The organism is Calothrix anomala FACHB-343, from assembly GCF_014696435.1.
GTDB classification, from domain to species: Bacteria; Cyanobacteriota; Cyanobacteriia; order Cyanobacteriales; family Nostocaceae; genus Aulosira; species Aulosira anomala_A.
Genome location: NZ_JACJQG010000021.1, coordinates 22,898 through 48,705 on the forward strand (window position 1 = coordinate 22,898; position 25,808 = coordinate 48,705).

The 25,808-nt window shown below is 39.8% G+C and carries 16 protein-coding genes; 6 read left to right on the plus strand and 10 right to left on the minus strand.

Annotated features, from left to right (window positions below):
* Positions 1 to 276: 276 nt before the first annotated feature.
* On the plus strand, positions 277 to 1,176 hold the full coding sequence (locus tag H6G08_RS13925; protein WP_190543304.1) for an aspartoacylase: 900 nt from the start codon (positions 277 to 279) through the stop codon (positions 1,174 to 1,176).
* Positions 1,177 to 1,205: 29 nt separating this feature from the next.
* Here the strand turns inward: H6G08_RS13925 and H6G08_RS13930 are convergent, their stop codons facing one another.
* The 3 genes from H6G08_RS13930 to H6G08_RS13940 all read right to left on the minus strand — a co-directional run bounded on the left by H6G08_RS13930 (position 1,206) and on the right by H6G08_RS13940 (position 3,156).
* Positions 1,206 to 1,934, minus strand: a complete 729-nt coding sequence (locus H6G08_RS13930) for a DUF3891 family protein (protein ID WP_190543308.1) — start codon at positions 1,932 to 1,934, stop codon at positions 1,206 to 1,208.
* A gap of 95 nt (positions 1,935 to 2,029) precedes the next feature.
* Positions 2,030 to 2,719, minus strand: coding sequence for a manganese catalase family protein (locus tag H6G08_RS13935; protein ID WP_190543311.1), 690 nt, complete (start codon positions 2,717 to 2,719; stop codon positions 2,030 to 2,032).
* A 158-nt stretch (positions 2,720 to 2,877) separates the two neighbouring features.
* Positions 2,878 to 3,156, minus strand: coding sequence for a GlsB/YeaQ/YmgE family stress response membrane protein (locus H6G08_RS13940; protein ID WP_190543314.1), 279 nt, complete (start codon positions 3,154 to 3,156; stop codon positions 2,878 to 2,880).
* Between the two features lie 615 nt (positions 3,157 to 3,771).
* Here H6G08_RS13940 and H6G08_RS13945 point away from each other — a divergent pair.
* Both H6G08_RS13945 and H6G08_RS13950 read left to right on the plus strand, forming a co-directional pair.
* Positions 3,772 to 5,130 (plus strand): APC family permease, encoded by a 1,359-nt coding sequence (locus tag H6G08_RS13945; RefSeq protein ID WP_190543317.1) that lies wholly within the window; start codon positions 3,772 to 3,774, stop codon positions 5,128 to 5,130.
* Positions 5,131 to 5,260: 130 nt separating this feature from the next.
* Complete coding sequence (locus tag H6G08_RS13950; RefSeq protein WP_190543320.1) at positions 5,261 to 5,914, plus strand: SAM-dependent methyltransferase; 654 nt, start codon at positions 5,261 to 5,263, stop codon at positions 5,912 to 5,914.
* A 265-nt stretch (positions 5,915 to 6,179) separates the two neighbouring features.
* Here H6G08_RS13950 and hemN read toward each other — a convergent pair whose 3' ends face one another.
* A complete protein-coding gene (gene hemN, locus H6G08_RS13955; protein WP_190543323.1) occupies positions 6,180 to 7,562 on the minus strand; it encodes an oxygen-independent coproporphyrinogen III oxidase in 1,383 nt (460 codons plus the stop codon).
* Positions 7,563 to 8,219: 657 nt separating this feature from the next.
* On the opposite strand from hemN, the gene acsF reads away from it, so the two are divergent.
* From acsF to H6G08_RS13970, 3 genes are all read left to right on the plus strand, one after another.
* The gene (gene acsF / locus H6G08_RS13960; RefSeq protein WP_190543325.1) at positions 8,220 to 9,296 is read left to right on the plus strand and encodes a magnesium-protoporphyrin IX monomethyl ester (oxidative) cyclase; all 1,077 of its coding nucleotides are present in this window, start codon (positions 8,220 to 8,222) and stop codon (positions 9,294 to 9,296) included.
* A gap of 395 nt (positions 9,297 to 9,691) precedes the next feature.
* Positions 9,692 to 12,970, plus strand: coding sequence for a two-partner secretion domain-containing protein (locus H6G08_RS13965; protein WP_190543328.1), 3,279 nt, complete (start codon positions 9,692 to 9,694; stop codon positions 12,968 to 12,970).
* A complete protein-coding gene (locus H6G08_RS13970) occupies positions 12,970 to 15,606 on the plus strand; it encodes a CHAT domain-containing protein (protein ID WP_190543331.1) in 2,637 nt (878 codons plus the stop codon). The genes H6G08_RS13965 and H6G08_RS13970 overlap by 1 nt, the downstream gene beginning before the upstream one ends.
* 285 nt (positions 15,607 to 15,891) lie before the next feature.
* Here H6G08_RS13970 and H6G08_RS13975 read toward each other — a convergent pair whose 3' ends face one another.
* The 6 genes from H6G08_RS13975 to H6G08_RS14000 all read right to left on the minus strand — a co-directional run bounded on the left by H6G08_RS13975 (position 15,892) and on the right by H6G08_RS14000 (position 25,737).
* Positions 15,892 to 16,710 carry a DUF928 domain-containing protein gene (locus H6G08_RS13975; RefSeq protein ID WP_190543333.1) on the minus strand — a complete coding sequence of 273 codons (819 nt, stop codon included), beginning with the start codon at positions 16,708 to 16,710 and terminating at the stop codon, positions 15,892 to 15,894.
* A gap of 181 nt (positions 16,711 to 16,891) precedes the next feature.
* A complete protein-coding gene (locus H6G08_RS13980) occupies positions 16,892 to 17,734 on the minus strand; it encodes a calcium-binding protein (RefSeq protein WP_190543336.1) in 843 nt (280 codons plus the stop codon).
* Between the two features lie 287 nt (positions 17,735 to 18,021).
* Positions 18,022 to 20,358: a CHASE2 domain-containing protein gene (locus tag H6G08_RS13985; protein WP_190543339.1), complete on the minus strand. Its 2,337-nt coding sequence runs from the start codon at positions 20,356 to 20,358 to the stop codon at positions 18,022 to 18,024.
* Positions 20,359 to 21,750 carry an AAA-like domain-containing protein gene (locus H6G08_RS13990; protein WP_190543341.1) on the minus strand — a complete coding sequence of 464 codons (1,392 nt, stop codon included), beginning with the start codon at positions 21,748 to 21,750 and terminating at the stop codon, positions 20,359 to 20,361.
* Positions 21,751 to 21,995: 245 nt separating this feature from the next.
* Complete coding sequence (locus H6G08_RS13995; protein ID WP_190543344.1) at positions 21,996 to 24,428, minus strand: acyl-CoA dehydrogenase; 2,433 nt, start codon at positions 24,426 to 24,428, stop codon at positions 21,996 to 21,998.
* A 127-nt stretch (positions 24,429 to 24,555) separates the two neighbouring features.
* Positions 24,556 to 25,737: a thiolase family protein gene (locus H6G08_RS14000; RefSeq protein WP_190543347.1), complete on the minus strand. Its 1,182-nt coding sequence runs from the start codon at positions 25,735 to 25,737 to the stop codon at positions 24,556 to 24,558.
* Positions 25,738 to 25,808: the final 71 nt, after the last annotated feature.

Below are 25,808 nucleotides of genomic sequence, written 5' to 3' on the forward strand. Positions count from 1 at the left end.
GTCATATTTTTTTCGTTTAGGTTGTCAAGAGTCAAAAGTCCAAAGTCCAAAAAACCTTAATTTTTGACTATTGACCCTTGACCCTGGACTCTTAGACCAGAAGATAATTGTGCCAGTTGCGTAAGTCCTATATTTATTACTATATTTTTTATATATAGTGTACTTGTGCAAAAAATATCTTAAATATAGTTGCTTTCCCTTATATTGACAAATAGAGACTATTGAGCAAGATTCATCCCAAGAACGTCTCAGGTTATCGGGGTAATCAGTAGGAATATGAGCAAAATTAAGCGTGTTGTAATTGTTGGTGGAACTCACGGAAATGAAGTCACCGGAATTTATCTAGTTAAAAAATTTGAGCGATCGCCTCATTTAATTCAGCGTTCAAGTTTTGAGAGTCGGACATTGATCGCCAATCCTAAAGCGAGTGCGATCGGTAAAAGATACGTAGATACAGATTTAAATCGCTGTTTTCTCCGCGAAGATTTAGAAAACCCAAATTTGGCTAGTTATGAAGCGCAACAAGCCAAATTAATTCATCAAACTTTTGGCTTGCAAGGTAGTCAGCCAGCAGATTTTGTGATTGATTTACATAGTTCTACAGCTAATATGGGGCTGACTATTATTTTAGGTAATGAGAATTCATTAAATCTGCATTTAGGAGCTTATTTGACATCAATAAGTCCTAAAGTAAATATCCTATTTTCTACCAGTCAACAAAAGTTCAGACCTCACTTAGATTCAATTTGTGAATTTGGCTGTACCTTAGAAGTTGGTGCAGTTGCGCAAAATGTTTTAAATGCTGCATTATTTCAAGAAACTGAAACAATTATTCACGCTATTTTAGATTATTTAGAAGCTCATAATCAGGGAACAGCACCGCCTGTAAAAGATAATATCAACGTTTATCACAGCATTGAAACCATCGACTATCCCCGAAATGAGATAGGAGAAATTGAAGCAATGATTCATCCAAAACTACAATTTCAGGATTATCAACCATTGCATCCGGGAGAGCCGATATTTTTAAATTTTGAGGGTAAAGAAATAGTTTATGCAGGAGAATCTACAGTGTATCCTGTTTTCATCAATGAAGCAGCTTATTATGAAAAAGGAATTGCAATGTGTATAACGCAATTAAGCAAGATAAATATTAATAATCAGAGACGCGATTAATCGCGTCTGTACAATTGTGAATTAAATAGCTAACTTTTTACAAATGTCCACTCCAAGATTTTGATCGGTGCTTCTTGGAGTGCTTGAGTAAGTTCAGCGCTGTTCTTGAATTTCAACTGATTTATTTTACAGGCTTCGATATTGACTGTAAATTTCTCATTCTCAAACGGCCAAGGTTTGACAGTTACTAAAGAATCGTTACGTTGCATAATATCATAACGCTCATCGTCAGGGCCTTTGCTAATTTCTAACCAGCGTTCATCCTCAGGTAGTTGTTGTTGACAGAGAATTAAAGAAAGGCGATCGCACCATTGCATAAATGCATAAGCTGCGTCTACATCTTTCTTTCCAATTCCTAATTCTTTAGTCCATTTTTTTTGATTTTCTACTTGCTCATCAAGAAATTTAGCTAATTCTGGACTCTGATCGCGATTTCCTTCATATAGATAACTCACGTGTCTAGAAATTAATAAAGCTACCCAGCGTCCGCGATAACGAGCATTTTTGACTAAATTTATTTGTTTATCTACAAGTACATCTTTACCTAAGGTAAAATCCATTGGCGCACCAGCTTCGGTGACAATATCTTCTTCCCATTCTTTCTCTAAATCATCATGATGAGAAATTGCGGCGAGGGTTTCATATAACCGAGGTGGAGCATTTTTACGCCGCCATTGTCCTGCTAATTGTGCTGCTAATAAAGCATGTGCGCGATGATAAATAATTTCCCAACCATCGGATGTAGTATTTACAATCACTAGTTAATTCTCCATACTTTTAACTTTATTTATCCGGAAAAATGAGCCAGAGAATTAACTTCTAACTGGCTCATATTATGTTATTCCTCAGTTAATTAGGAATGCTTTTGTAGCGGGTCGGCAATATATTTGAATGTTGGTTCAGAATTCCAGGGGCCGCGCTCATCTTGGCTACCGTTTGTAGATAAATTGTAGTAGAGAGCGACAGTTTCATCTGGTTGAATATTACCAAAAAGTGGATCTGTTAATTTACCCAGAGAATCCAGTGCTTTCATAAACATTTGGGTATGAGAAATTTCTCTGGTTAACAGATGGACTAATGTTTTTTTGGTACCATCATCTGTAGCTAACTTGATCAACTCTTCGTAAGTCTGACGCGCACCAGCTTCGGCTGCAATATTAGCTCGCAAATCGCGGACTACATCGCCACCTTCGTTGATATAATTTGCAGTCCAAGCGCTACCTTGACTATCTAAAAAGTGAGGCCCGATACCTCGAATTGCAAAGAGAGTACTTTTATAAGCCTCTGTTTGATCGGTATTTTTTGTATGGGATTCAATGAGTTTACCCACCATTTCTAAATGACCAAACTCTTCAATAGCAATGTCTTGTAGCATGTCTTTAATACCAGCATTTTCGACATGAAAAGATTGCACCCAATATTGTAGAGCAGCTGTAAGTTCTCCTGTAGCTCCACCAAATTGTTCGAGGAGTAACTGCGCAAACCGAGGATTCGCCTCGCTAACGTTTACTACATGAATCGGTTCTTTTTTATGAAAAAACATTTCTTGGTTCTCCCTGAAACAATAATGTGGTTAAACAAATTAATAATTCATCCTTCGTAATCCGTACTCACAAGTAATGCTGATGTTGGCGAAGAGTACTTAATTACATTTATCCTGTCTGATTTAATTACGAATTACGAATTACGAATTAGTAATTATTACGCTCTGCTGCTTCTGTTCAATAGTCCCCATAAATAAATAGCAATAATTGCACCAATTACAGCTATAAATAGACCTGTTAGACTAAATCCAGCGCCAGCAGCAGTAATTTGTAAAGTTCCTGTTTGTAAAAGCGTGTAGAGGCTTCCACCAACGAAAGCGCCGATAATCCCTAAGACGATTGTAGAAAGGATACCGCCACCTTGATAACCTGGATAAATTGCTTTCGCGATCGCACCAGCTAAAAGTCCTAAGACAACCCAAGCAATAATATTCATAAAATCCTCAGAAATCTTGTCTGGTTATTACATAATTTATCTATTAACTATCTAAATTGTTTCTACCAGTTGAGATAAATGTAACAACCGAAAGATAGATAAAGATTTTCTAGATTTTTAAGAACTATCTAAGCTAATTATGTTGCAATACGGTTCAGTTAGCGTCAAAAACCTTAAACCGCGTAGGTTGGGTTGAGGAACGAAACCCAACATTTTCGGCGATTTGTTGGGTTTCACTTCGTTCAACCCAACCTACATTTATCCTTAACTGAACTGTATTGAATTATGTTGATTGCTTGATAAAAAATATGAAAATCACAAGTGATATTTTCAATTCGTGCTGTTTTGCTCAAGGCTATAAACATTAGGCTATCTGTTTCTACCTTGAGAAATAAATTGCTTATCTGTCTTTTTATAGATGTGTTAATGAATCTAAATATTTTTAGATATAAATGTTGCGCTTTTAAGCTGCATAAATAATCTTATGAGCTTTTACTAAAGCTAAGTAATTTTTTAGTCTTGAGTATCAAGAGGAGGGTAATTCTGTTGCTATCAACATGATGAAATTTAAATACAGAATACCCCTTGAGCGCTCAACAACAATCAGGAGTACCAGTGACTAGACGTGAAAACTTCAGTTTAATTGAGCAGGTAGGATCGCCGGAAATAGCCACGCCCAAGCAATCGCTAACATTACCGGATGCTGTGGCGCTGATTGTGGGAATTGTCATCGGAGCAGGGATTTTTGAAACCCCAGCTTTAGTTGCGAATTATGCAGGTAGCGATGTTGCGGTACTGCTGTTCTGGCTAGTTGGTGGTGCAGTTTCTTTGGTAGGCGCATTGTGCTATGCAGAGTTAGCCACAACTTATCCTGATGTTGGTGGTGTTTATTATTACTTAAAACGGGCTTTTGGCAAGGGAATCGCCTTTTTATTTGCTTGGGCGAGGATGACAGTAATTCAAACAGGTTCGATTGCACTGTTAGCATTTGTCTTTGGTGACTATGCTTCTCAGATATGGCGGTTGGGGACATTTTCACCCTCTATATATGCAGCAGTTGCGATCGCACTTTTGACTGCTTTGAATATTGTCGGTTTGCAACAAGGTAAATGGACGCAAAATTTACTCACTGCGGCGAAAGTTTTAGGTTTATTACTGGTGGTAATTATCGGCTTAACTGCCACATCTGATACTACCATCCCTGTAGAATCTACAACATCTGGTAACTGGGGATTAGCAATGGTGTTTGTGCTGTTATCCTACGGTGGCTGGAACGAAGCAGCTTATATTGCAGCAGAAATCCAAAATCGACGCCGCAATATTTTGCGATCGCTCCTCTTGAGTATTGGTATTATTACCGCTATTTACCTGCTAATCAATTGGGCTTACCTGCGAGGCTTAGGTGTAGCAAACATGGCGCAATCGGAAGCCGTCGCCGCAGATTTAATGCGATCGCTTTGGGGCGCACCCGGAGCCTTTTTTGTCAGTCTACTGATTGCAATTTGTACATTAGGCGCAACCAACGCCACAATTTTTACCGGGGCGCGGACTAATTACGCTTTAGGGCAAGATTTTGCGCTGTTTGGTTTCATGGGACATTGGCGACAACGCCCCAGCACACCTACCTATGCATTACTTTTGCAAGGTGCGATCGCCTTAGGGTTGGTTATCTTGGGTACCCTCACCCGCAAAGGCTTTGAAACAATGGTGGATTACACCGCCCCAGTGTTTTGGTTTTTCTTCCTGCTTTCCGGGATATCGCTGCTGGTATTACGCCAACGCGAACCGCAAATACAACGAGCTTTTCGCGTACCTTTGTATCCATTCACACCTTTACTTTTTTGTGCAGTGTGCGCCTATCTGCTCTACTCCAGCTTAGTTTATACCGGAGTAGGTGCAGTCCTTGGCGTCGCAGTTGTCGCAGCAGGAATACCCCTATTTTTGTGGAATCAATACCGTCAACGAAGGGCGTAAGGGAAAGGGGGACAAACAATTCAAAATTCAAAATTCAAAATTCAAAATTATGAATTCTATTTGACTTTTGCCCAATGCCCCATGCCCATTTTCAAATATCCCAAATACCAAAATAATTAGGAGTTTAGTGATGAATTTATCCAAAATTCTGCTTTTACTAGCTACCGGCTTTAGTGTTGTCAGCTTTGGGATTACTGGCTGTACAACTCAACAGCAAAGTTCAGAAGCAGATACTCAAGAACCAGCCGTAACTGTTCAGCAAACCGAAGCACCAGCAACTACAACCACAGAACAACCCCAAGAACGTCCTGGTGATGTTCCCTACGTTCCTACGCCTCAGCCTGTGGTAGATGCAATGTTAAATGTTGCTAAAGTGGGTAAGAATGATGTACTTTACGACCTTGGTAGTGGTGATGGCAGAATAGTAGTCACAGCCGCTCAAAAATACGGTACCCAAGGCGTAGGTATAGATATCAATCCCGAAAGAGTTGCCGAAGCTAATCAGAATGCACAAAAAGCTGGAGTAAGCGATCGCGTTAAGTTTGTCCAGCAAGATTTATTTAACACCGACTTGAGTCAAGCTACAGTAGTGACGCTCTACTTGCTACCTGATGTTAACATCAAACTCCGCCCCAAATTATTTAAAGAACTCAAACCCGGTACTCGGATTGTTTCCCACGCCTTTGATATGGGCGATTGGAAACCTCAACAGACATTAAATGTTGATGGTAAAACTATTTATTATTGGGTAGTTCCGGAAAATGTTCCGGCGAATTTGCGATAGTCATTGGTCATTTGTCATTGGTCATTTGTCATTGGATTGATTTTTGGCATTAAGTTTTATGGTTTGAAAAAAGAATGCCATAAATGGTAGGGGCATGGCAATGCCATGCCCTCTAGAATATATTGATGTGCTTACCCGACATATCGCCCGCAGGCTGGAAGCCTGGGGCTATAGATACGAAGCCTGCCTTCGCAGGCTTTGTTAAATTAGCCGCACCATTCTATGGTGACGGCGGGATTTGAGGATTAGTGAGGATCTGAATCGCCTATATTGCTCGTGAGAAATGTTTTTCCTTCTTTCTCATGTGATTATCAAAAATCACAGCAATATTTCTCACTAACAATCGACCAATATCTGTAATTAAGATGTAGTTTTTAGATAAACTAACTAGCCCATCAGCTTCTAGGGGCTTTAACATCTCTAATTCGTGGCTGAAGTATTCATCAAAACATATTTGAAATTTATCAGCAATATCTTGTTTATGCAATTGAAAATGAGACATAATACTCATAATGACATCCCGTCTAATAATGTCATCTTGATTGAGTTTAATTCCTTTGCTCAAAGGTAAAGTATCTGTAGAAATCGCCTGATAATATTCCTTCAGTTGCTTGTGATTTTGGAAATAAGCATCTTCTAACATGCTGATAGAGGTAGCACCAAACCCAAAAAGTTCCGTTTCCGCGTGGGTGGTGTAGCCTTGGAAGTTCCGCTTGAGAGTGCCATTGCGTTGCGCGATCGCTAATTCATCGTTAGATTTAGCAAAATGATCCATCCCAATAAACATATACTCATTATTGGTTAATTCTTCAATGGTCATTTTGAGAATTTCTAACTTTTCCTGGGGAAGAGGTAAAGCTGATTCAGGAATATTTTTTTGTGCTGGTTTAATCCAGGGAATATAAGCAAAATTAAAAACTACAATTCGGTCAGGATCTAATGCAATTGTCTTTTTGATGGTTTCCCGAAAACTTTGCCGAGTTTGATAAGGTAACCCATAAATTAAGTCTACATTTACGCTCTCAAATTGAGCTTCTCTAATCCAACTCATGACATCAAATAGCATTTCCTCTGACTGGATGCGATTGATTGCTACTTGAACTTCGTGATTAAAATCTTGAATGCCGAAACTAATGCGATTAAACCCAATTTTTCTCAGAAATAAAATGTAGTCTCTATCGACATAGCGAGGATTAATTTCAATAGAAATTTCTGCCGATGGGTCAATAGTAAAGTGTTGGGTGATATGTTTCCAGATAAATTCTACTTGCTCAGGTTCTAAGTAATTAGGCGTACCACCACCCCAATGAATTTGCAGAACTTTGCGCTCAGAATCGATTAAAGCTGCGGTTTGCTGAATATCTTTAACCAAATTTTCTAGGTAAGGTTTGGCAATATTCTTGTTGTTGGAAATTACAGTATTACAGCCGCAAAAGTAGCAAGCACTCTGACAAAAAGGGATGTGGAAATATAAAGATAAGGGCGTTTTTCTTTGATTTGAAGCTGCGATCGCATTTTGTAAATCATCTAGGGTGAATGCTTCGCTTAATTCAGTAGCAGGTGGGTAACTGGTGTATCTGGGTGCAGGTGCATCATACTTTTGGATCATCTCCAGATCGAATTTGACACCAGGTAAGAGAAAAACCATCAAAACCTCCGAAGTAATGCGACAATGCGACCTAGCAGTTTTTGCTTGTATGGGGTAATAGAGACGCGATTCATCGCTCTTGTAGAGACGCGATTCATCATAGAGACGCGATCAATCGCGTCTCTACAAGAGTTCCCTGTTGTTTTGTCCGCATCTTTCCCATATGTGAATCGAATAACTTATTGAACTCAGGACTTACGCAGGTGTTGAGGATTTGTACTTCCTTCATGTTCAATCGTCAGCACTCTCGGCAAATGAGCTACAGACTCAGGATGTCTGCCAGTTCACAGTCAATGCCAGAGCTAGAGAATTGTTATTCTGGGGTAAGGCAGGATTCGCATCACTCTATCCAGCACATATCATGCCGATGCGTAGAACCAATGGTTCTTGCCCTAAGGCATCGCTGCCATTTTTCTTTCTCCCAAAATTATTTAACTATTTCTCTTTGTATAACTATTAAGCTATTAATATTTCTTTATCTTTGTCTGTGTGTGAAGGCACATATTAATGGGCATGGGGCATTGGGCATGGGGCAACAGTCAACCGTCAACCGTCAACAGTCAACCGTCAACCCCTCCATTTGCAGAACTTAACTATTTAGAACAATATTTTATGCTTATATAACTATTGGAAGATTTAATCATAAAAGGATTCTCGATGGTGAAGTCTCTTGAAACTCCGGAGCCTCAGATGCTGAAGCCAGGTATTAAAGCGCCTGTGCAGGAAACATTATTAACACCCCGGTTTTATACTACTGACTTCGCCGCGATGGAGAAGTTAGATATTTCCGCCAATGAGACTGAGTTATTAGCAATTGTTGAGGAACTAAGGGCTGATTATAACCGCCATCATTTTGTGCGGGATGATGAATTTAAACAATGTTGGGATGGCATTCAAGGAGAAACAAGACGTTCTTTTATTGACTTTTTAGAGCGTTCTTGTACTTCCGAATTTTCTGGGTTTTTATTGTTTAAAGAACTGTCGCGCCGCCTGAAAGAAAAGAACCCAATTTTGGCAGAAGCTTTCCAATTAATGGCAAGAGATGAAGCCCGCCATGCAGGTTTTCTCAATAAATCAATGGCTGATTTTAATCTTTCCTTAGATTTGAGCTATCTGACCAAAAATCGTACTTATACATTTTTTCCGCCAGAGTGGATTATTTACACAGTCTACCTATCGGAGAAAATTGGGTACTGGCGCTATATTTTAATGTATCGGCATTTGCAGAAAAATCCCCAATATCAATTTTATCCCCTCTTCCGAAAATTTGAGAGTTGGTGTCAGGATGAGAATCGACATGGAGATTTCTTTAAAGCGTTACTCAGGTCACAACCAAAATTATGGCAGAACTGGAAAGCGCGGTTGTGGGTGCGGTTCTTTTTGCTGACGGTGTTTGTTACCCATACAATTACAGTCTTTGAACGTGCTAGTTTTTACCAATCTATCGGTATACATCCGCGCAAGTATAATCAGCAAGTGATTCGGGAGACAAATAATACCGCCGCCCGTGCATTTCCGTTGATTTTAGATACTAATCACCCGGAATTTTTCTGGCGATTAGAGCAGTGTTTTGAAAATAATCAGAAATTGGCAGAGATTAACAAGAGCGATCGCTCTAAGTTTGTCAAGTTCTGGCTGAAAGTACCAGCGATCGCGGCTATTATCTGGCACATGTTGCGGATTTATCTGGTTAAACCCATTAATGCGGAGTTAACACGAGAAACAGTTCTTTGAAAAAAGCAGGAAGCAGAAGAACTTTGACACTCCCCTGTTGATAAAACGGGGGATTCTTGAATTGCATTGATGAATAGAATGTGGGCTGCTATTCCAGAATACTATAAATTTGCTAATTTATTATTTTTATCTGATACCATTTCAATATGAAAATGCATATTATTAGCCTGCGGAGGCAGCCTTTGTTTGTTTAGCTCAAGGCTTCTAGCCTTGTAGCTTTAATGTGCAACCTCACATAGAATTGGTATGACTAGATTTATTCAAGAGTCATGTAATATTCTTTTACCGTAATTATAAACAAATGTAAAAAAGCATATATTTTGTAACATGAGAAATGGTAAAAAATTGTCAGCATATCTAGCGATTTCGTCTCTCCTAGAGCAATTTGTGTATCGATGCCTGTTTCGCGTAATGTTTTCGTTGGATGGTTCACAATCGCCTTCATTACAGCATTTTGGGGAAACGCCGCAAATGCCCAAATTACCCCAGATGGAAGTTTAGGAACTGAGGCTTCACAAGTAACTCCTAATGTTGATATTAAAGGGTTACCTGCTGAACGGATTGATGGTGGCGCTACAAGGGGAGCAAATTTATTTCACAGTTTTTCCGAGTTTAATATTAGAGACTTGCAAAGGGTTTATTTTTCCAATCCCACAGGAATTGAGAATATTTTGATGCGAGTAACGGGGGGTAAAGTCTCTAATATTCTGGGAACTTTAGGGGTAAATGGTAACGCGAATTTATTTTTGATGAACCCAAATGGAATTGTGTTTGGGAAAAATGCACGGTTGGATCTGGGAGGTTCGTTTGTTGCGAGTACGGCGAATTCATTTGTGTTTGGTGATGGGTTGGAATTTAGTGCAACTAATCCCCAAGCAGCCCCATTGTTGCAGGTTAATTTGACACCAGGGCTGCAATATGGCAACAATGCTGGAAGTATTTTAAATCAATCCAGTTTTAATAATATTGGTTTACGGGTACAACCTGGTAAGACTTTAGCACTTGTGGGTGGTGATGTTTTTTTAGACGGTGGTATTCTGACATCACGAGGAGGCAGAATTGAACTGGGGAGTGTCGCTAGTAATAGTTTAGTGAATGTAAAACCTACTGATGATGGGTTTTCTCTTGACTATGAGGGTGTTAAAGAATTTCAAGATATTAATTTTAATTCGTCTTTTGCGAATGTGAGTGGTGAAGGTGGCGGTGATGTGCAATTGCAAGGAAGGCGCATTACTTTTTATGACTTTTCCTCAATAGATGCTAGTACTTTAGGTTCAGAGCCAGGCGGAACTTTGGCAATTAATGCTGTTGACTCAGTTGAACTATATACTACTGCTTTATTTGCAGAAGTACTACTGCCAAATGCTACCGGAAAAGGAGGAAATTTAACGATTAGGACTAATTTTTTAAAAGTAGCTGATGGTTCAATAGTATCAATTAATACTTATGGCATAGGAGATTCTGGAAAGTTAACCATCAGATCAAAGTCTGTGGAAGTAATTGGCGAATCAGCAGATGGCAGAATTCCCAGTGGATTAGTTGCTGAAGTGGAGCGTAATGCTACCGGGAATGGAGGAGTTTTAACTATTGAAACTGAACGTTTGAAAGTTGCCAATGGAGCAATCTTATCAACTAGTACGTTGGGTAAAGGAAATGCTGGAGAGATGCTCATCAAAGCAACTGATATAGAAGTAATTGGTCGTTCAGGTAATGGCAGGTTTGCCACTGGATTGTTTGCTCAGGTTAATTCATCAGCTACTGGAAATGGTGGTAATTTAACTATTGAAACTAACAAATTAACTGTAGCTGAGGGAGCACAAATAGGACCCAGCACTTTTAGCAGTGGGAAGGCAGGAAATTTAAGAATTATTGCGAATCAAGTCGAAGTAATTGGACGCTCAAGGGATGGCAAAGCTCCCAGTGGATTGTTTGCTCAAGTTAATGCATCGGCTACTGGAGATGGAGGTGATTTAATTATTGAAACTGACGAATTAATAGTAACCGATGGAGCACTCTTATCAACTAGCACTTTTGGCGGTGGGAAAGCAGGAAATTTAAAAATTATCGCGAATAAAGTGGAAGTTATCGGCACTTCGCCTGATAACCAAGTTTCCACTCGTTTAGCTACTCGAGTTAATCCCACAGCTACCAAAGATGGGGGTGATTTAATTATTGAAACTGGCCAATTGACAGTAGCAAATGGAGCACAGTTAGAAACTAGTACATTTGGTGATGGCAAAGCAGGAAATTTGAAAATTACTGCGACTGAAGTGGAAGTAATCGGAACCTCGATTGATGGCCGATCTCCCAGTGCTTTGTTGACTCAAGTCATTCCATTAGCTAATGGAAATGGAGGCAACTTAAATATTGAGACTGACAACTTAACAATAACTGATGGAGCACTCTTATCAGCTAGTACAGGAGGTAAAGGGAATGCTGGAGATTTAAAAGTAAGTGCCATTCAAGTCAAATTAATTGGTACTTCGGCAAATGGTCAATTCAGCAGTGGTTTATTTACTCAAACTGAAAGTTCAGGAAATGCAGGAAAAGTAGAAATTACCACCGATAAGCTATTTGTAGAAGACGGAGCGAGGATTTCTGCCGCAACTTCTGGCGGTAAAAGCAATGACATCACCATAAACGCCAACTCCCTAACAGCAACCAATGGTGGACAACTCCGCACTACCACCTCTGGAGAAAACAAAGCAGGAAACATCACCTTAAAAGTAACCGATGACATCACCCTCACGGGAACCGATACTGGTATATTTGCAAATACAACCCCAGAATCCCAAGGTAACGGTGGTAATATCTTTATCGACCCCAGAAAAGTCACTATTCAAGATGGTGCAAAAATAGCAGTAGATAGTCAAGGTACGGGTATTGGTGGCGATGTAGAACTGTTTGCAGGTTTGTTGACTCTCGATAATGGACAAATCTCTGCCCAAACTCGCAGCAATACTGGCGGTAATATTAACCTGAATCTGCAAGACTTACTATTACTACGCAACGGCAGTCAAATCACCACCACAGCCGGAAATCAACAATTTGGCGGCGATGGCGGTAACATCACCATTAATACCCCTTTTATAGTCGCTGTTCCCAATGAAGATAGTGATATCACTGCTAATGCTTTCAGTGGTACAGGCGGCAAAGTTAACATTGCCACAAACGGTATTTTTGGTATTCAGTCACAGCCACGTCTAACAGAATTGAGCGATATTACTGCTAGCTCGGAATTAGGTGTTAATGGTGAGGTATCTATCAACACACCGGAAGTAGACCCTTCGCGGGGATTGGAAGAATTGCCGGAAAGTGTTGTTGATGTGGCAGGATTAATTAATCAGAACTTGTGTACTGCTGCTCGTCAGGGAAGTGAATTTGTAGTAACAGGCCGTGGTGGGTTACCTGTTACTCCCTATGATATCCTCCAAGGGGGCGCTACCTGGGAAGATTGGCACATAGCAGAAGAACAAGGGTTATCTACACCAAAGCCAGGAAGAGGAAACAATCAATTACAGAAAAAAAGCCAGGAATCTCAACAAATTGTGGAAGCACAAGGCTGGATAACTCATAATAATGGCGATGTCATTCTGACGGCGAAACCAGCTAAGGTAACCCCACAAGGTACTTGGTTACATCCTCTAGATTGCCGGATGTTGAGGGAAAGCTAATGAAACGCCTGCTGAGGTTTCTCCTAATTGCCACTTTGGGGCTAATTTTCAGTGTCACTATTCCGGTTTTGCTGACTGTTCAAGCACAACAGTCACCCCTAGAATTGCTGCAAACAGGAAAAAAGTATTATGATGCTGGACAGTTTTCAGCCGCAACACAATTATTACAGCAAGCAGCACAAATTTATCAAACTCAAGGAGATTTACCTCAGCAAGCTCAGGCATTAAGTTTTGTGTCTCTATCTCAGCAAAAATTAAGTAATTTACCTGAAGCAGAAGCTGCAATTAATACTAGCTTGTCAATACTGGAAAAACTACCAGATAAAAATAGTTGGCATCAGGTTCGCGCTCAAGTGTTGAATGCGCAAGGAAATCTGCAATTAGCTAAGGGCAATGCTACAGCTGCTGTGGAAATATGGAAAAATGCCGCCAGTCTTTATGCTGAGATTGGTAATACAGTAGGTATAATTGGTAGCCAAAGCAATCAAGCTGAAGCATTGCAGGTATTGGGACTTTACCGCCAAGGGTATAAGCTGATTAATGATATAGAAGAAAAGTTGCAAGCACAACCGGACTCTGAACTTAAGGCTACAGGTTTACATAATCTCGGTAATATACTTAGGCAAAGAGGTGATTTAGAACGCTCTCAAAAGCTTCTAGAGCAAAGTTTAGCGATCGCAGAAAAATTAAAAACTACCGAATCTGTTCAAGATAAAATATTGCTGAGTTTGGGAAATACTAAACTAGCTCTCGCTAGAAGAGCAAAAGCTATTAAAGATCCGCAAGCTGCTGCACAGTCGATTCAAGAAGCTGTAAATTATTATCAACAGGCAGCAAAGGTGACAACTTCACCAATTACAAAAATTCAAGCACAACTCAATCAGCTAAGTTTATTGATAGAGACGGAACAGACAGCAGCTATTGAGCCTTTATTATTAGCGATCGCCAAACCAATTGTCCAGTTACCCGCCAGTCGCGCTGCTGTATATGCACAGGTGAATTTCGCTGCAAGTTTGCTCAAATTGGAAAATGGGAAAAAAGAGATAGCTAACTCGGTAAATATTGCACAGATATTAGATACTGCGGTGACACAAGCTAGGAGTTTAGCCGATAGACGAGCCGAATCTTATGCTTTGGGTACTCTTGGTAAGTTACACGAAAAACAACAATCTAGGCTATTAGCTAAAAAATATACACAATTAGCCCTAGTTATTGCCCAAGGGATAAATGCGCCGGATATCGCTTATCAATGGCAATGGCAGATGGGAAGGATTTTACAGGCTGAAGCAGAAAATCAGCAACAAGCAGTTAGTGAGGCAATTACTTATTACACCGAAGCATTTAATAACCTTAATAGATTACGTAGTGATTTAGTTGCCCTTTCTCCAGAAGTTCAGTTTTCTTTTCGTGAGAGTGTAGAACCAGTATATAGGCAATTAGTAGATTTATTATTACGTTATCCCCAAGTTAGCAAAGATAACTTAATCCAAGCACGTAATGTAATTGAAGCATTGCAATTAGCCGAATTAGATAACTTTTTTCGTGATGCTTGTGTTCAACCCGTAGCGGTAAATATTGATAATTTAGATTCTCAGGCTGCGGTGGTTTATCCTATTACATTAGAAAATCGTTTGGAGGTAATATTAAAATTGCCTGGGGTAGATAATCTGCGTCACTATACAAATCAAAATCTCTCTACAATACAAGTAGATGAAGCAGTTAAAAACCTGCGGATTTTATTAACAAAAAGAAGCACAACCCCCAGACAAATACAAACAGCATCAAAGCAATTTTATGATTGGTTAATTAAACCGTTTGAAAAAGAATTAGATACTACCAAAGATGGTAATCAAAACTCAATTAAAACCTTGGTATTTGTTCTAGATGGATCTTTACAGAATATTCCCGTATCAGTTCTTCATGATGGGGAAAAATATCTCATAGAAAAATACGCTGTTGCTGTGACTCCAGGCTTGCAACTTTTAGCCCCCAAACCTCTATCAAGAAAAAATCTCAAAGCGTTAATTGCTGGAGCAACTAATGCGCCTAGTTTTGAGAAAGAAGGGTTAAGTCCATTAGAAAACGTCAAATTGGAATTATTGGAAGTGGGTGAGCAAGTAAACCACGCTCAAAAATTAGAAAACCAAGAATTTATCCAAAAAAATATCCGTAACCAGATTAATTCTAGTTCTGTTAATGTTGTTCATATTGCCACCCACGGTAAGTTTAGTTCCAACCCCGAACAGACTTATATTCTAGATTGGAATCAACGTATTCAAGTAAAAGATTGGGATAATTTACTACAAGTAAATGACTTTAAAAAGCTGACTCCTGTGGAATTATTAGTTTTGAGTGCTTGTCAAACAGCCACAGGAGATAAACGCGCTGCTTTGGGTTTAGCAGGGGTTGCTATTCGTGCAGGTGCAAGCAGTACTTTGGCTACCCTTTGGCAAATTAATGATGCTTCCACAGCCCAATTTATGATTAAGTTTTACCAATATTTGAATAATCCTAAATTAACTAAAGCAGAAGCCCTGAGAAATACTCAACTTGCCTTTTTGAAAGGCTACGACAATACAGATTACAATCGTCCTTATCATTGGGCACCTTTCATTTTAATAGGCAATTGGTTGTAAGTACAGATTATCTATCGTCAGGGTACAACAATTTTCATACATGTCAACTTGAGCTTCAAAGCTTTTGAAACTCTCGTTTCCAGGCTCTGCCTGGAAATGCGTATTGGGAGGCTCCGCCTCCTGTTGAGATAAATTGAGGCGGAGCCTCACGATCATCGCTCCCACGCAGAGCATGGGAGCGAGGTAGGATAAGAGTTTCACGTTAAGTTGATGCCAATGAACGGCCGTTGTGCCCCTACCAGTGTATTTCATTTACATGAAAAATGCTTTAATACCGTTTGTAAATTAATTTCCACTTAAAAAAATATCTCCAGCAATTGGTTCTTGAGCAATTTTTTCTAATCCAACTTGCTGCTGACTTAATAAATCAACCCAGATTTGTTTAATACTAATATTTTCTGGTTCGTTGAATCTCAAATTTGCTATTTCTGTTAAAGTATTTAACCAAATGCTATGCTTGGCATAGATTTTAATACGTTCGATTGGTGTGTTGGCAGAGTTTAAATCTCTGGTGAGTGCAGAAGATGGTTCCACCCTTTTAACGATTCCTGTTAAAGAAGCAGGATTTGATGATTGCTGAGATTCTCCAGCACTAGAACAATTAATATCTACATACCAGCGATATTGTTTATTAACTTCCAAAGGTGAGGTATGAGATGGCAAATTTATCCTGAAAATACCCGATTTTTGAGCTAATTGAAACCGAGTCCGATAAACTTCATTCTCTCCATCTTGCAGAGAAAATTCTGCCTCCGGTGCTTCTTTGTTGGTGTAGGGTATGTACACCCATAATTTAGGTTTTTCATCCACAGTTAACTGTAAATTATAAGTACCTACTAAAGCTGTGAGTGGTGGTTTATTGGACTGATAAAGACAATCACCCCTACTTCCTGTTCCCTCACTGGCTGGGGGAGTTCCCCTGTCTGGAGGAGGAGGTGGGATGAAGACAACTTGTTTTTGCTGTTGCTGAGAATTTTTAATATGTGAATTGTTAGATTCCGCTAAGACAGGCTTGGGATAGACAAACAAGCTATAAATGCCCAAACTGACTAATAATAAAGGTTTCAGTCTGAAGCACTGTAGTTTTCTCCCGTATAACTGCATTTCTTGCTCTCCTCAAAACCATTATCTCGCACCTGTACATTAGATAATAGTCTGATTTTATGATGCAAGTAATTACAAATTGCGGATGAATAATTTGTGAAGATTTGCTTTTTTCAGATCCCCGACTTCTCAAAGAAGTCGGGGATCTAATACCGCAATTTGGTAAATCATCTAGCTGAGTTTAGACTTCTATAGTACTGCTTTCTATAGAGGCGATATTACTATGTCCTAGTACCTTGGCAATTAGTTCACCACCGAAGCCATCCCACAAGGGTCTGGCGTAAATATCTACAGTCGTAACTCCATTGAAACTACCGAGCCTGAAATCATAATATCCTGGTGGATTATCTTGGATCTGAATAATATCCTCTCCTAGTTTAAAGTCGTTGATCAGTGCATATTCATCTAGCAAAGCACCGCCATCGTAGTAAAGTTTATTTTGATCTCCAAGCACAAATACGTCTCTTCCACTACCACCAATCATGACATCAAAGCCAGAATCACCAACCAGGCGATCGTTACCATCACCGCCATTTAAGGTATCCTTACCGGTACCACCATACAGCGTGTCATTTCCTCCCAAACCCCGTAATAAATCATTGCCATCTCGTCCGGATAGACTATTGTTATTACTATTACCGTCAATGGCATTATCGAGATTATTACCGGAGCCGTTGATGAGAGCGCTGCCAGTTAGCTGTAAGTTTTCTACGTTATTGCTTAGAGTGTAGGTGACTGAGGTTCTTACAGTATCAATTCCAGACCACAGTCCTTCAATGACTTGATCGCTAGTATTGTCAACAATGTAAATATCATCACCTAAGCCACCTTCCATTGTGTCTTTACCAGTACCACCATACAGCGTGTCATTACCCAAATCACCAAATAATATGTCATCACCTTCTAACCCATAGATAACATCATTATCCCAAGTTCCGTTCAGTTGTAACTTAAAATTAAATGGCGCTCCAGGCCCGTTAAAAGTGTTGTTGTCGTTGTATATTGTTCCTGTAATTGTAGCCATTTTAATTTCTCCCTTTAGTTCTGATAATTAACTGATATTGTTGATTAAATTGTTTAATCAACCTGATGACTAAAGTATGCTCAATATTTTCTTTTAATAGTTGAGGAGAATTGGGGACTATAAAAATTGAGGTGAATTGAGATAATTGAGGTTAATTCAGATTAATTCAGGTTGAGAGATTGGATTGTAACAACCATGTAGCGTTCATTGCTATACCAATCCGAAATTACGTTCAGAAACAAGAACGCCAACTTTTCCCAAAAGTCGGGTATTTAGGGAAACGTTTATTAATTATTTTTTGAACTATAAGTCTTATAAACTACCAAGCTACCAATACTACCCACTAATACCAAACCCGCAGGAATTAAAGGTAACCAAGCCGCCTGTACTACTAATAACACCCAACAAATACTGTATAAAATAGCCAAAGCTATACCACCAGGCAGTATAATTAGTAGTGGTATTCGTTTGATATATGCGGAAGAGAATTGCAGATACCAAGCTAGGAAACCTCCTATCAAAGACCAAGCAAAAATCCAAATCACTTCTCCATATTCAGGTAAAGTCCAAATCAAAGGTCGATGATCTAGTACTGTACTGAGGATTTGACTAACCATATGTGCTTGAATCTCTACCCCAGACATAGTTTGCACCGACCAACGGCTACTATAAGGGGTAAGCCAGGAATCATCGTTAAAACTAGGAGCAGTTGTACCAATTAGTACAATGCGATTTTTGACTAAATCAGGATTAAACTGATTTTTCAGTAATTCTTGCAGTGAAATTTTCACCGCAATATCACTAGATGCACGGTAGTTTAATAGTACTTGGTGACCGCTAGGATTAATATTATGGTAGCCACCAGTGTTTTTTTCTAAAGTTTTAAATACTGCTTTGCCTAATTTGAGATAATTATCTGGGGTAAATTCAATCTGAATTCCCCGTTCTGCTAAGTAACGAGTTGCTAAAACCCAGCTAAAGGCGTAGTTACTTTGACAAGGAGAAGCATTACCCACAGCTAATAAATTTCGGCGAATAACTCTATCTCGATCCAACAAGACATTGTTAAATCCCTGACGATGGGGAGGAATTTCTGGCGGGGGGAACACTCCGGGAACCTTGGGAATTTGGTATTTACAGATAGCAAAAAAGCGATCGCTATTTCCCATGCTTTTGGCTAACTCCCCATAATCTCCTCCCACTGGGATTTCTCGGTAGATATCTAAACCAATGGCTTGCGCTCCATATTGCTCTAATTTGCTGACAATTTGTGCTAGGGAACGGTCGGATAAAGAAGCAGATCCTCTTTCTTTTAAGGGTTGAGATTGTACATCTTCTTCTGTGATAGTTACCAATAATAGTCTTTTGTCTGGTTCTTCCTGTGGTCTTTGTCGCAGCAAATGGTCAAAAGCTCCCATTTCCCATGCTTCCAGGAAACCAAGGGAGCGAACACCGATCGCCAAACAAGCGATCGCCAAACTCGCCAAAATTGCAGTCCATGGAGGGATGGAAGTCCTAGTTTCCTCGAAAGCTAGCAGTTGTTGCTCAACCCAATTACGATTAAACACAGATGCGTAAATCGGGTTTTTGACCACTAAATTCCCCTGTTGTTGGGTTACCAAACCAGATAAGCGCAATTCTAAATGTTCGTAACAATTTTTGGCTGGGATTTTTCCCTGACGCAGAATTTTTTTATAGAGTAGCAGTAACTTTTCACTAGCACAATTATTTCTTAAAATCCGGTCTCGGATTGTTCGCAGATGTTCTGGTTCATCTTGGGATTCCCAATTTTCAATCAGGCGTTGCTGTACTAATCTTTTAACTGATTGGGGTGTTTGCAATTCTGATTCCTGGCTAATTAACCAACACAGTTTTTGGGTCAAAAATGGCTGTCCCCCAGTCCAATACAATATTTCTTTTAACACTGCTTGAGGATTACTAATCCTTCCAGCTAAACCTGCTGCTAATACAGCACATTCATGTAATTGAAAACCTTTGAGTTCAATTGCTCTACCAATATTAAAAGGTGTAGCATATTCATCTTGAATTAACTCTGAGGGGGTAGCAACTCCCAACAGTGCAAAGGTAAGTCTATTGTATTCAGGTTTGCTGGCTCGTTTTTCGTAGCAATTACGAATTAAACCAAAAAATTCATCAGTTGCAAAACTTAAGCTGAGAACACTATCGATTTCATCAATAAAGATGACAATATTTTCCTTAATTTGTACCAGTAAGATTTTTTCGATAAATTCTCCCAACTTTTGCACGGGAGATAAATCATCCTGTTCCCGTAACCAACTACGTCGATTTACTCGCAATTCAAAACCGCTAATTAATTCCTGAATAATACCGCCATACCATTGTGATGCTGTAATTTCTTGACTACCAATTCCACTGAGTTCAATTTCACCACAGACGATATTTTCTGCTTGTAGCTTATACATAGTCTGAATTCGCAAGCTAGATTTTCCCATTTGGCGAGAATTCAGAACATAGCAATATTCCCCAGCTAATAAAGCCTGATAAAGTTCACTGTCTGCTTGGCGAAGAACATAGGTAGAAGCATCTGGGGGTAAGCTTCCTCCAACTTGATATTGATAAGGGGAATTGAGTTCTGGACTCATCTAAATATGACTCAAATGTTGAGAAAAATACTGACTATACAACTGACAACGAGGTTCTACCTTGTTTCCTAAAAGTCTCACCAATCCTATACTCTGCAATTGATAAGCTAACACAGGTTCTATTTGTATTGGAATCGGAGAAACAATAACTTTTTTAAAAGCCGCAGCCAATTCTGGATGCTGTTGTAGGTTTAACCACTGTTCCCGTAAATGATGACTGTAAATACCTGCATCTGTAGCTGCTTGCTCTAAAATTTGTGTAATGGTAACTTGGGGATATATTTTCATGTAGATAAAAGCCTGTTCTAATAGGTAAGGATGACCTCCAACAAGTTGCATAAGTGATTCAATTGTTTTAGCATCTATGTTTAAAGAATGTTGATGAACTAGTGATATTACCTGCTCATGGGTAAATTCTGGTAATTCAATTGGTAACCCAACATTAAATGGAGATTGATTAATATTTAGTCTAATGTAGACATTCGTGGAATGAGCAATTACCAAACGTAATTTTTTCCAGACTTTACGACTTCTTGCTTTTTCGTACCAAGAACGCAAAAGCCCAAAAAAATCTTCATATATTTCCGGATACGGAAATAGTATATCTACATCATCTAGACATAAGACAAGAGGCGTATCTGCTTGTGCTAATAAGTATTCTTCAAAGAAGGTTGTGCAACTAACTTTTGCTCCCATACCTTCTTCGTCCCAATATTCATCTAACTCACTTGCTAATCCTAATTCCCGACTAATGTTAATACAAAACCAGCGCAAAAATTTATTCAGATTATTAAAATGAGTACTACTGTCAGCTAATTCAAAGCTTAAACTAACAGTACGATATTTGTCCTGTGCTGCCTCAGATAGGATTTTATCAATCAGATATGTTTTACCCATGAGACTGGGAGCTTTAATCCTAATCAGAGAGCCTGGTTGCTTGACTGTTTCATAACAAATAGATTCAATATTATGACGTTCTACATAAATATTAGGAATAAAATTTTGTTGATTTTCCGAAGAGTTAGAATTTTGAAATTTCTCTTCATTTTTTATTAAATTAAAATTAATTGATGAGATATTGCTAGGGAACTCTTGCTCAATATTTTCTTGATAAATATATTCCTGCCAATGTCTTTTTAATGCTTCTTTGAAATTACTTTTTCTGACTTTTTCTCCCAAAGCTTCCGTCAGAGTTTTCCAAAGTTTGGGAGCTACATCTTGACTTATATAACTGGTAGCATATTGATACTTGGCTGCTATGGCATCATACTCTTCTCTATTCCATGCTCCTTTAAGGATAATAATCTCAACATCTGTTAAGTTTCTTTGAAATGTTTTATATGTTAATTTATTGGCAATTTGAATCGCTTCATCTAAGTTAAAATTTCTCATTATTAAAGCTCAAATTGATTTAACTGGTTTTTATATAAAATTATTGAGCATCCTAATTAATGTTAGTTTACACCAGATTGCAGACGAAATCACCAGAAAAATAAAGCCATTGGGTCTAAACAAAGAAAACCTGGCGAACCAGGCTAATTATATGCATCTTAATAGTAAAATCCCCTCTAAAAGATAAATTTTGAGGGGATTTTAATCACGAAATTGTTGTTAACTATTCTAAGTTCATGGCTGGCTTAGGCAACAGTCTGAACTAGTGCGGCAAAGCTTTGACTTCCTTGCATATACTCCTCTAAACTAAAGGAATCTACTTGAATCGCATCATTACGGGCGAATTCAGCCTCGCAGATAAGTTCAACATCTTTCTCGCTAATTACCCCAGCTTTTAAGGCTGTGGAAATTAACTCATCGGGTTTTAGCTGTGGTAGTTTCCCTGCATGGCTAGCATTTTTGATAGTTTTAACGATTGGTTCAGCTTGGGATAACAACGTAAAAGCTTTTTCCAAACGTCCTAATGCTTCATCGCTGCTGCGGGGAATATGAATACCTGCGGTAAGGCGATCGCGTATTTCTCCAAGAGTTTGTAATTTATGTGCAACTTCAGCACCAAGTTTGTCATCGGGTAATGAACCAATGGGATTAAGTCGCCACCACCAAGTCAAGAAATTACCTAACACGGGGACAAATAAATTCTGGAATATCCCCTCAAACGCTAATTGCATCTGCGCAAAAGCATATTGCATCGCCCAGTGAACAAAAGCTAAGTCTTCCGCTTTTCGTCCTTCGGCTTCAAAACGGCGGAGGGTAGCAGTTGCTAAATACATCCAGGTGAGAATATCCGCAAACCTTCCTGTGAGTTTCTCCCGTCGCTTCAAGGTTCCACCGAGGGAGAACATGGCAATATCAGTTAGTAAGGCAAAGGTAGCCGCAGCCCATTGTAATTTACGGTAATATTTAGCCGTCTCACCTGTAACTGGTGAAGCTGCTAAATTCCCACGGGTAAGATAGAGAAGTTTGGCGCGGAAACCATTACGCACCGTCAAGCCTAGATGATGCCAAAAAGCTTGATCAAAAGCATTCACATCTGATTGATTTAGTGCTGTAATTTCCGCATAAACATAAGGATGACAGCGAATCGCCCCTTGTCCAAAAATCATCAAGGTACGGGTGAGAATATTTGCGCCTTCGACGGTAATAGAAATTGGAGTGGCTGTATAAATATTGGCCAATAAATTTCTGGGGCCTCGACAAATTCCCGCACCGCCCAGAATATCCATACCGTCGTTGATGATTTTGCGGGAGATTTCGGTCAAACTATATTTGGCGATCGCAGAAACTACCGCAGGTTGTTCGCCTTTATCTACTGCACCACAGGTATAAGTTCGCGCCGCCTCCATTAAGTATGTTAAACCGCCAATTCTCGCTAAAGGTTCTTCCACACCTTCAAACCGACCAATCGATAAACCAAATTGTTGCCGTACCACAGCATGAGCGCTGGTAACTCTCGCTACTAACTTTGCTACACCCGTACAACTAGCCGGGAAGCTAATTCCCCTACCTGCGGCTAGGCTTTGCATCAACATTTTCCAGCCATTACCAGCCTGTTCCACACCACCGATAATTTGCTCAACAGGAATAATAACGTTATGTCCTTCTGTAGGCGAATTGTAAAAAGGTACACCCATTGGGTCATGTCGTCTACCCATAATTACTCCCGGTGTATCCGTCGGGATTAAAACACAGGTAATGCCAACTTCTTTACCTTTGCCTAAGTAATTTTCCGGGTCGCGTAATTTAAAAGCTAGTCCTAAAAGAGTTGCGATCGCAGCTAAGGTAATATAGCGCTTCTTCCAATTCAACCGCAGATAAAGCTTACCATCATCACCTCTAAACACCGTTCCTTCTGACTTAATACTAGCCGCATCTGACCCAGCCGTCGGTTCTGTCAGCGCAAAACAAGGAATTTCCTCACCCCTAGCGAGACGGGGTAGGTAATAATTTTTCTGTTCTTCTGTTCCGTAGCGGAGTAATAATTTTGCTGGGCCTAGTGAGTTAGTTACGCCCACAGTTGCAACGTGAGTAAAAGAACGGGATGCTAACTTAGTCATCACATTACTGTAGGCGAAATTAGAAAATCCCAAACCGCCATACTCTTGGGGAATCATCATTCCTAAAAAGCGTTCTTGTTTGAGATAGTCCCAAACTTCCGGCGGTAAATCCTTGCGGCGATAAATTTCCCAATCACTTACCATGCGACAAACCTGTTCAACAGGGCCATCAAGAAAGGCTTGCAATTCTGGTGTAATTATAGGGTATGGTTCTTGATTAATTCTTTGAAAATTTGGTTTACCTGAGAAGAATTCCCCATCTACCCAAACATTACCCGCTTCAATAGCTGCGCGTTCAGTATCAGAGATTTTGGGTAATAAATTAAAGGCTTTAATGGCTTTGATTAACGGTGATGTGATGATATTTTGGCGGATAATTGGGATATTGAAAATAAGAGCGATCGCACCAAAAATTACCCAAGTCCAAATAGGGGCGTGGACGAATACTAGTAATGTTGCGAAATATAGCGACCAAACCCATAAAGGAACGCCAATGTAACCAAGCAATAGTAATAGGAAAACTAGCGTTGAAACTATTATGATTGGATGAATAAGGTTCATTATGTTTTCACCCATGTGAATAAAGGTATTAAAATCTCACGCAGAGACGCAGAGGCGCAGAGAAAGAAAAAGAGAGTTTGAAAATTCTTTCCTTCTGCCTTCTGCCCTCTGCCTCCTGCCTTCTTCCTTAAATCATCAAATTCTCAAACACCGCCGCAGCACCCATTCCACCGCCTACACACATCGTCACCAAACCATAACGGACGCTACGCCGTTTCATTTCGTGGAAGAGAGTAGCTGTAAGTTTCGCACCAGTACAACCCAGGGGATGTCCCAAAGCGATCGCACCACCGTTGACATTCACAATCTCTTCATTAAGTCCGAGTTTGCGAATTACAGCCAAACTTTGAGCTGCAAAGGCTTCGTTGAGTTCGATTAACCCAATATCGTTTAAGGTAAGACCGACTTGTTTTAAAACTTTGGGAACAGCTTCCACAGGGCCAATACCCATAATTTCCGGGGCGACACCTGCAACCGCATAGCCTAACATTTTACCCATTGGATGGACATCGAGCATCCGCACCATGCGATCGCTCATCACCACTGTAGCAGCTGCACCGTCTGACATTTGCGATGAATTACCCGCAGTTACACCACCACCCATGCGAAATACAGGTTGCAATTTCATCAAGGCTTCCATACTGGTATCCGGACGCGGCCCTTCGTCTACCGTCAATACCTTTTCTATTGGGCGCGGAGTCCCTTCAACATAGAGTACTTCTTGCACTGTTAGCGGTACAGTTTCCTCTGTAAATCGTCCTTGTCTAATAGCAACCACAGCCTTTTGGTGGGAACGCAGCGCAAAAGCATCTTGTTCTTGACGAGAGATTTCGTAATGCTGCATGACGTTTTCGGCGGTAATCCCCATCGTGCAGTACACCTTAGGCATATCTACCATCATATTGGGGTTAGGGGCTAAATAATGCCCGCCCATCGGAATCAAACTCATCGATTCCGTACCACCAGCAACAATTACCTCCGCGTGTCCTGCCATAATTGCTTGAGATGCGATCGCAATACTTTGCAATCCCGAAGCACAGAAGCGATTTACTGTCATTCCGGCAACAGAATCAGGTAAACCTGCACGTTGGGCGATTAACCTTCCAATATTAAATCCCTGTTCTGCTTCTGGGAAAGCACAACCCATAATCACATCATCAATATATATAGGTTCTAAATCTTTAACTCGTTCAATTGCTGCTTTAACTACAACTGCACCCATATCATCAGGACGCATATTATGTAGAGTTCCTCGTGGTGCTTTTCCTACAGGCGTGCGAACGCTACTCACTATATAGGCATCTTTCATAAATAACTCCCACCTATTGATAAATAAGGTAAAAGAGATAATTCTCTTTCTCCTCTTCCTTCGTGTTCTTT